Source organism: Microcoleus sp. PH2017_09_SFU_O_A (genome assembly GCF_020738625.1).
In the GTDB taxonomy this organism is placed as follows: domain Bacteria; phylum Cyanobacteriota; class Cyanobacteriia; order Cyanobacteriales; family Microcoleaceae; genus Microcoleus.
The window spans coordinates 1-2,052 of sequence record NZ_JAEQCF010000186.1 but is presented as its reverse complement, the minus strand read 5'-3'; the positions used below and the strand labels follow the sequence as shown (position 1 = coordinate 2,052).

General features: G+C 48.6%; 1 protein-coding gene and 1 pseudogene. Both read right to left on the bottom strand.

Going from position 1 to position 2,052, the window contains the following annotated elements; translation table 11 throughout:
• Positions 1-247: 247 nt before the first annotated feature.
• A complete protein-coding gene (locus tag JGK16_RS32565) occupies positions 248-1,168 on the bottom strand; it encodes an NAD(+) kinase (protein ID WP_293194015.1) in 921 nt (306 codons plus the stop codon).
• A 220-nt stretch (positions 1,169-1,388) separates the two neighbouring features.
• Positions 1,389-2,052: pseudogene (locus tag JGK16_RS32560) on the bottom strand (hypothetical protein); the annotation flags it as partial.

Here is a 2,052-nt window from a genome sequence, read left to right as displayed (position 1 = left end):
GCAAAAGAGCGCTAATCGGACTTCAGTCCAAATCTTAAGGTACGTAGTTGCGCTTGAGCGCTCTTTCGGAGATTGTGGAAAAGAGCGCTTAAGCGCAACAACGTACCTAATTGAAGCGCTCTTTTAGAGATTTTGCAAAAGAGCGCTTAAGCGCAACTACGTACCTAATTAAAGCGCTCTTTTCTAGATTTTGCAAAAGAGCGCTGAAGCGCAACTACGTACCTAATTGAACGGTTGATGATGTGGATTAATTGCGGTGATTGTTGGTGTACCGAATTCGGGCTCCGGCCCACTGAAGTTTTTCCCTCAATGTGCCGTAATAAGAATAGTTTTCCCGCAAAATGATAAATTTGGCTTCGCAGTCTGCCATCCGCACATCTACGCGCTGTCCGGGCCAAATTGCTGTAGCTAAAATGCCGTCCATCCAGAGTTTTGTACTGAGTTCGTAATCTGCTAAGGGCCAAATGCTGACGACGGAACCGGGCGGCAAAACTACAGCCCGGCTGGATAAACTTAAAGGGCAAATCGGAGTAACTGCGATCGCATCCATTCCCGAGTGGATAATCGGCCCGTTGGCAGATGCGGTGTAGCAAGTCGAACCGGTAGGGGTTGCCACAATTAAACCGTCGCCTTGATATTGATCGACTACTTCGCCGTCAACTTCCATTTCTAGAATACAGCTCGGCATTCGATCGGCAGAAGCAGGTTTGACACACATTTCATTAAGTGCCAAAAATCGATCGCTTTCCGGTTCAAGATTAGTTCTGTTTCCCTCAAAAACCGCCGCCTGCAACATCATCCGCTTCTGCACGGCATACCTATCTTCGGCTAGTCTGTCCCAAATCTCCTCAGTATTTTGGAAATCCTCAAAAGACTCGGTTAAAAAACCCAGATGTCCGCCTACATTCGCAGCTAAAATCGGGATGCCGTCAGCAGACAAATTCCGGGCTGCGGCCAGGGCTGTACCGTCGCCGCCGAGGACTACGGCTAGATCGATCGGGCTGTTACTAGAAGCTAAAAACACCGGATACGGGTTATCTTTCGGGCCGCTGGGGCCCATTAAAACTTGACACCCGCGACTTTCTAGCTGGCGGGCACACTGTTCTGCCCACCGCTGGCTGAGGGTGTCTCGGGCTTTGTGGGCGATAATTACTTGTTTTAGTTGCACAATTAATTTGGGATTTGGGATTTGGGGTTTGGGATTTTAGACTGAACTAAAAAATCTCAAAATGTTCGATCGCACAAATTGATTTCGGACATCATTTTAGATATTAAACTATTCTTGAAAATTGCGAGGCATAGCCAAAGCATCTGCGTTCCTCGGCAGCGCCGGGGAACGAGAATTCCCCATTGTTTAATCGAAAATCGCCCATCGAAAATGGTATTGATTACCCATCAATACTTCGGGATTTGGGCTGCGGCCAAATAATGCTGGTATCGGAGGCGAGGATGCGAGAAACTGCGATCGCCCCAAAACGGTTGAGGTGGCTGGGATCTAAGAAATAGTCGTTGCGATTTGGCCACCGCTGGGACAAGTCGCGGAAGGCGAATCCTTTTTGTCGCGAGAGTTGCTGCATTCGTTGTCTAAACTGCTGTTCTGCCCACCGACGAGTTGGATCTAGGTAGTCGTCGGTGAGGGGCAAATTGACGAAAATTAGGGGGATTTTCCGAGTTTTGGTAAATGCTACGACTGAATTAAAGGCTGTTGCTTGTTTGCCGCTGAGGTTGAAGTCTTCGTAGTCGCGATCGTACTTGCCTGAAACGTAAGCGCGTTGTCGATAATATGTGTTGGGATTGTAACTTCCTGATATAGGCATGAATCCGTTAGAGTCGATCGCATCTGCCAATTCGCTGACTTGTCTAATTGCTATTTTTGTTTGTGATACTGCATTCTGGGCAACAGGCAAGATGCCTGTTCCACTGTTGAGTAATTTGACTGTGGGGAGTAGGGGTTGGGCATCTTGCCCGCCCCAGTCAGCAACAGGCAAGATGCCTGTTCCACTGTTGAGGAATTTGACTGTGGGGTGGGCATCTTGCCCGCCCCAGTCAGCA